At 69.5% G+C, this 6,895-nt stretch carries 3 protein-coding genes; 1 reads left to right on the top strand and 2 read right to left on the bottom strand.

Features of this window, described 5'->3' with window-relative positions; genetic code table 11:
• The first annotated feature begins 226 nt into the window (after nt 1–226).
• Nucleotides 227–2,524 (top strand): hypothetical protein, encoded by a 2,298-nt coding sequence (locus ACZ6TI_RS05380; protein ID WP_465343755.1) that lies wholly within the window; start codon nt 227–229, stop codon nt 2,522–2,524.
• On the opposite strand, the gene ACZ6TI_RS05375 is transcribed toward ACZ6TI_RS05380, so the two are convergent.
• A complete protein-coding gene (locus ACZ6TI_RS05375) occupies nt 2,525–4,045 on the bottom strand; it encodes a glycosyltransferase family 87 protein (RefSeq protein ID WP_465343754.1) in 1,521 nt (506 codons plus the stop codon).
• A 72-nt stretch (nt 4,046–4,117) separates the two neighbouring features.
• Entirely contained in the window at nt 4,118–6,625 is a 2,508-nt protein-coding gene (locus ACZ6TI_RS05370; RefSeq protein WP_465343753.1) for a transglycosylase domain-containing protein, read from the bottom strand.
• Nucleotides 6,626–6,895: the final 270 nt, after the last annotated feature.

Genomic DNA, 6,895 nt, shown 5'->3' with positions numbered 1-6,895 from the left:
GAGCGCGGGCACCGCAGGGACCGGCGCGGCAAGCGCGGGCACCGCAGGGACCGGCGCGGCAAGCGCGGGCACCGCAGGGACCGGCGCGGCAAGCGCGGGCACCGCAGGGACCGGCGCGGCAAGCGCGAACACGACAGGCGCGGGCGCAGCAGGCACGGGCGCAGCAGGCACGGCAGGCGCGGGCACAGCAGCCACCGCGGGCACGGCAGGCGCGGGCGCCAAAGGCGTGGCACGCGGGGGCGGCGTGCTTGCCGCCACGGTCGGGCGGTTTCTGAGTGAGGTCGAGCGAGCTCGGGCTGGTCTCGGCGACGACCGGCCAGGCACCTCCGCCGCGACCAAGGACAAGCCCACCGAGGGCACGGCCTCTGGCGGCACCGAGGTCGCCGCGCCAGGCAAGCAAGCGCCCGGGACGGCCAAGCCAGGCGACACCAAGCCGGACTCAGACAAGCTCAAGCCGGGGGAGACGAAGCCCGGCGAGACGAAGCCGGGCGAGGACAAACCGGCAGATGGCAAACCGGGTGACGCCCCACCCGGAGAGGCGGAGGAAGGCGCGGGCGGGAAGCGGAAGCGGCTGCGAAAGCCGCTCCCCACCGAGCGCCCGGCCGGCGCCCCACCAGACCCCTGGACCGCCTTCGCCACCTCAGCCGAGCGTGCCCCGGGCCGGATCCGCCGTGGGCTGCGCCGGCTCGGCCGGGCGTTGCGCCACGAATACGCCCTGGTGATCTATGGCGCGGTCGCCCTGGCCGCCCTGCTCACCTGGCCCACGCTGCGCTATCCGCTGCACACCGTGCCGCAGGAGCTCAACGATCCGGCCCGCCAAGCCTGGCAGGTCGCCTGGTCGGGGCACATCCTCAAGACCGACCCGGCGCAGCTGTGGCAGTCCAACGCGTTCTTTCCGGAGCGATACAGCTTCGCGTTCGGGGACAGTCTGCTGGGCTACGCGCCGTTCGGGATGCTCGGTGACGGGCCGGACATCGCCGTGCTGCGGTACAACATCTTGTTCGTGCTGGCCCACGCTCTGCTGGCGATCGGTGGCTATGCGCTGGTGCGGCAGCTCGGGGCCGGGCGCACCGGGGCGACCGTGGCCGCGGTGGCCTTTGCCTATGCGCCGTGGCGGCTGGCGCAGGATGCGCACCTCGATGTGATCTCGGCGGGTGGCATTCCGCTGGCGCTGGCCATGCTGGCGCGCGGGCACGGCTGGTCGATGCGTCATGGGTTCCGGCATCAGCGCCGGCATGCCGGGTGGGCCACGGCGGGATGGCTGGTGGCGGCCTGGCAGATCAGCCTCGGGTTCTCGTTGGGTGTGCCGTTCGCGTACGTGCTGATCGGGATCTTGATCTGTCTTGTGGTGGCGGTGCCCATCCGGTGGTGGCGGAAGCCGAGCCAGCGGCCCGTGCTGGGCTGGCGGCTGTGGGTGGCGGACGTGCTCGGCGCGGTGATCGTGAGTTTCATCGGGCTGCTGATCGCGATTCCCTATCTGCGCGTGCCGCGTGGTGGGCCGGGCAACGCCGAGATCGATTTCTTCTCGCCGCCACCGCGGTCGCTGCTGATCGGGGCCGAGGACTCGCGCATCTGGGGCAGCGCGCACGACGGCGCGCGTGCGCTGCTCGCCTGGCCGTCGGAGATGTCGCTGCTGCCGGGCTTCGTGCTCTATGCGCTGGCCCTCGCCGGGCTGTTCTTCTCGGTGTGGAAGCTGTGGCACCGCCTGGTGCTGCTGGTCGCGCTGGCGGCCGCGGTGATCCTGACGCTGGGCACCGGGTTCTTCGACGGCAGGTGGACCTATCTGCCGTTGTTCGGGCACTTCCCGGCCTCGTTCGGGCTGCGGATTCCCGGGCGGATGATGCTCTGGGTGACGCTGCTGCTGGCGATCCTGGCCGCGGGCACGGTGGCCGAGGTGGTCCGGCGCGCCGAGCACTGGGCGGCGCTGCGGATTCCGCCGTTCCCCGGGCCGTGGCTGCGGCTGGCCACGTTCGTGCCGTTGATCCTCGTGCTGGTCGAAACGCTGAACACGACGGCGCATCCGGTCGTGCCCGCGCAACCGACGGCGCTGCGCACAGTCACCTCGCCCACCCTGGTGCTGCCCACCGCTGCGCTGGGTGACCAGATGGCGATGCTCTGGTCGACGTCCCGGTTCCAGCCGATCGCGAACGGATCCGGTGGGTTCGCGGCCACCCAGCAGGCCGAGTTCCGGCAGGCGGTGGCCGGGTTCCCGGACGCGACGAGCATCGCCTATCTGCGCGAGACCGGCATCGAGACGGTGATCCTGCTGCGCAACCGCACGGCCGGCACGGCGTGGGAGCGGGCCGGCGACGTCCCGGTCGACGCCCTCGGCATTCAGCGCGAGGACCTGGACGACAACACGGTCCTCTTCCGGCTCAAGGCCGAGGATCCGGCAACCCAGCCGCCCCCGACGCAGCCGCTGCCCACACCGTCGTTCCCGTTCCCGTCGATCCCGACGGGAACGCCGATCACGCCGGGGGACCCGGGAGTGCCAGGAGTGCCCGGCACGCCCGGAGTGAGCTGATCAGGGAGAGCCGGGCGACACGCTGATCACGGTCTCATCGGAGGAATCCGGGGCCGGCGAACGACTTCCGGGCCGGCGTCGCACGAACCGCCGCCGGAACCCCTCGACCCAGGGCGCATCCGGCGCGGCGTCCAGAATCCCGCCGTCCGGATCGTCCGCATAGGACTGTCGCACCACGTCCAGCTCGGGCCGCCAGATCTCCCGGACCACCAGCCCGCACAGAATCGCCACGGTCGCGATCCGCAGCCCCGAGGCCAGCACGAACGTCCCCTCCGGGATCACCGGCTTGCCGCCGGCACCCAGCAACTCCGCATAGAACGCGGCGAAATATCCGATCTCCGCCACCGTCCACGCGATGATCGCCCCCCACTTCGGCCGGGCCAGCACGATCAGCGGCAGCAGCCAGAGCACGTACTGCTGGGACCAGACCTTGCTGAAGATCAGGAACGCGGCCACCACCAGGAACGCCACCGAGGCGAGCCGTGGTCGCCGCGGCGCCAGCAGGCAGAGCACCCCGATCGCGATGCAGGCCAGGAAGAACAGCAGGTACGACACGTAGTTCAACACCGTCACGTGGTCGCTGAGCCACTGGAACGGCCCCTGATCACCAACGACGCCGCTGTTCCACTTCGTGTCCAGGAAGCGACCGATGTACCAGAACGTCCCCCAGTCGACCGGCCGCTCGTGGTTGAGCTCGAAGAATCGCATCCAGGACTTCGGATAGAGCACGAGCACCGGGAGGTTCACCACCACCCAGATCCCGACGGCGCCCGCCATCGCGTACCCCCACTCCAGGAGCCGCCGCGACCGCAAGCCCAGCACGAAGAGTGGGCCGAGAATGAAGAGTGGCCATAGTTTGGCCGCGCCGCCCAGGCCGAGCAGCACCCCGGCGAGCACCGGATGGCGTTTCGTCCACGCATAGAGGCCGAAGGCGGCGAAGCCGATGGCCAGGAAGTCCCAGTTGATCGTGGCGGTGAGCAGCAGGATCGGGGAGACCGCGAAGATCGCCGCGTCCCAGGGTCGTCGCCGGCGCAGCGCGAGGATCACCGCCGCGGTGGCGACCGCCAGCGCGGACAGCACCAGCGCGTTCGCGTCGTAGAACCAGGTGCCCTGGTTGATCGAGGAGTTGCGCTCGCCGATCGCGTGCACCGGCAGGCCGAGCGCGCCCATGAAATAGCCGGTGACCACCGGGTATTCGACCGCGTGCTCGGCGTAGGGCACCTTGCCCTCGTTGAGACCCTCGGCGTAATAGAGCGCGAGGACGTCGGTGTAGCAGAACCGCGTGTACTGCTTGTTGTCCTGCCAGTCGCCGTCGACGCACGGCGACTTCTGCACCCAGTGCAGGGCCAGCGTCAGGCAGGCGAGGGCCAGCACGATGCGCGTGGCGGTCCAGAACTTGCCGGGCTTCTTGGCGGACCGCACAGCGTGCGAACCCAGTGGGCCACCGATCGCCTCGGACAGTCCGCGGACGAACGCGTCCGACGAGGCCGGCAGCTCATCGCGATCAGACGGTGTGCTCATGACACCGCATCATGCCTCATGAACCACACGAAATCGGCGCTCGCCCCCCAGCCGGGGAGCGAGCGCCGAGAGCTAATTCTCTTCGTCGTCCTGTTCGTTGTCCGGTGGCACGGCCGGTTGGTTGTCCGGTGTGCCCGGCGTCGTCTCGTTGCCGTTGCCCGGGTTCACGCCGCCGGTGTTGCCACCCTGGCCCGGCGGCGTGATGCCGCCGTTGTTGTTCCCCCCGTTGCCCGGGCCGCCGTTGTTCTGGCCGCCGTTGTTCTGGCCGTCGCCCTCGGTGCAGAGCAGGCCGAAGATGCAGTTGTCGTCCGGCTTGGGCAGCGGGGCGAGCCCGTTGCCCTTCATCGCCGGGTCACCGACCTTGACGTCCGGCAGGAACGGGTCGTTCTTCGCGTCCAGCGCCTTGTTGGCGAGGTCCAGGAAGACCTTCCACGTCTCACCCGGCGTCGAGCCACCGGTCATGCCCTTCGTCTTCGAGCCGGGCACGAAGATCGGCATGAGCTGCATCTTGTCCTTCACGACCTTTTCTCGGCCGATCCAGACCGCCGCGGCGATATGTCGTGTGCCACCGACGAACCAGGCGTCGCCGTTCTGACCGGACTTGCCGTCCTGGAACTCCCAGGTGCCGGACTTGCCGATCGCGTCGCGCCCGTTCCGGAGGCTGCGGCCGTTCTTGCCCGGGATCTTCTGCAGCACGTGGTCGATCGCGGCCACGACGTTCTGGTCGAAGACCTGCTTGGGCTTGAGCTGCTCGTTGTGGAACGGCTTGAACTTGCCGGTCTTGTCGTCGCGCTGCTGCACCGACTTGATGAAGTGGGCCTTGTTGTAGCGGCCGTCGGCGGCCAGCGTGGCGACACCGTTCGCGTGGTCGAGCGCGGTGATCGCGTACTGCCCGTACCCGATCTCGTTGCCGAACTGCTTGAGCTTGTCCTCGTCCGACTTGCTGAGGTCGATCCGCTCGCCGATCTTGGTCGGGCTCGAGATGTATTGGATGCCGGCCTTGTGCGCGGCCTCCGCCACCTTGGCCGGACCGAGCTTGTCGGCGAGCCAGTAGAACGGGAAGTTGTACGACTGGATCGTCGCCTCGTCCAGCGGGCACCGGCGATCGTCACAGGTCAGCCGGGTGCGGCTGGAGTTGTTGATCGCGTCGCCGCCGACCTTCTTCGCCTTCGAGTCCCAGGTGGTGTCGAAGCCGTACCCGGCGCTCAGGCCGGCCAGCAGCGTGTAGATCTTGAACGACGAACCCGGTGGCCGGCCGCCACCGACGAAGTCGCCGGTCTTGTTGTAGTTCGGCCCGGCGTAGTCCCAGCCGACGCCGTCGTCTCCGCCGTAGTAGGCGAGCACCTGGCCGTTCTCCGGGTCGACCGCGACCAGCGCCGTCTTGTACGTCTTGTCGAGCTTGCTGAGCGGGGAGTCGTCGCTCTTGCGCGACGCCGCCGTCTCGGCCGCCTTCTGCACGTCGGCGTTGATCGTCGTGGTGATCCGCAGACCACCCTTCTGCTGCTCCTCGTCCGTGATGCCCATGGCGCGGAGTTCCTGCTTGACGTACTTGACGATCTTCCAGGTGGCCTTGTCGTCGCCGCAGGAGGTGCGGCAGGCGTTGGCGTCGAACTTCTGCACCGCGGGGTACTTCGTCGGCATCTCGGCCGCGGTGATCCAGCCCTTCTCCACCATGTTTTTGAGCGTGTAGTCCCACCGCGTCTTGGCGTCCGTCGGGTTGTTCTGCGGGTCGTAGCCCTGGTGCGTCTTGGACGGCTCGGGCTGCTTGATCACCGAGGCGATGACCGCGGCCTCGGCGGCGGTGATCGCACCCTTCTGCCCCGGCGGGATCAGCGCCGACCGGTTGTTGCCGAAGTAGGCCTTCACCGCGGCCTCGATGCCGTAGGCGCCGCGGCCGAAGTACACCGAGTTCAGGTAGCGCCCGAGGATCTCGTCCTTGGAGTAGTGGTCCTCCATCTTGCGGGCGATGACGGCCTCACGGAGCTTGCGGTTGTAGCTGATCTCCTTCAGCTCGGCGGCGTGCCGAGCGTACTGCTGAGTGATCGTGGAAGCACCCTGTGTGTCTCCGCCCGTGAAGTTGTTCCACGCCGCGCGGACGATGCCCTTCATGTCGATGCCGTGGTGATCGCGGAAGTTCTTGTCCTCCGCGGCCATCACGGCTTCGCCGATGATGGGATTGATGCTCTGGTACGGGACCAGCGACCGGTTCGTGTTGCCGATGGTCGCGAGCTGCGTCTTGTTGTTCGACGCGAACAGCTGGGTGACCTGGTCCTCGGCCTTGGGCTCGGTGAGCTGCACGTCGTCGAAGAACCAGGTGCCGGCCACCACGCCGGCGCCGAGCAGGATGACCACGATCGCCGCGGTGGCGGTCAGGATGTTCGCCCGCCGGCGCCGCTTGGCGGCCTTCGAGGCGTCCTTGCCGCCGGCGCCGCGGATCGGGCCGGACGGGCCGCCGGGGTCGAGGTCGTCGTAGACGGGTCCGGGGCGCACGGCCGCGCGGGCCACGGCGGGGCGACCGCCGTAGGCGCCGGTGTTGCCCTCGCCGACAGCGGCACGGCCACCGACCCGGGCCGAGCCCACCGAGGCACGTCCGGCCGGCGCGCCCACCGGGACGCGCCCACTGTTGCCGCCGACCTGCGCAGAGCCACTGGCCCCACGCCGATAGGCATCCGGAGCGGGGCGGGACAGGTCATCGCTTGGCGTGGATGCAGCGGACGGCCCGGGCACTCGAGCCCGGGCACGCGCAGACTGCGGATCGCCGTACGAGTTCATCGGTCCACCTAGCGGTCGCGGTGACGCGCCAGGGAAGCCGTGGAGGGGCTTCCGTAGGCAGCGTCACGAGCTGACGTT

It is taken from the genome of Actinoplanes sp. NPDC051388 (assembly GCF_055586225.1).
This window is presented reverse-complemented; position numbering and strand designations above follow the sequence as displayed.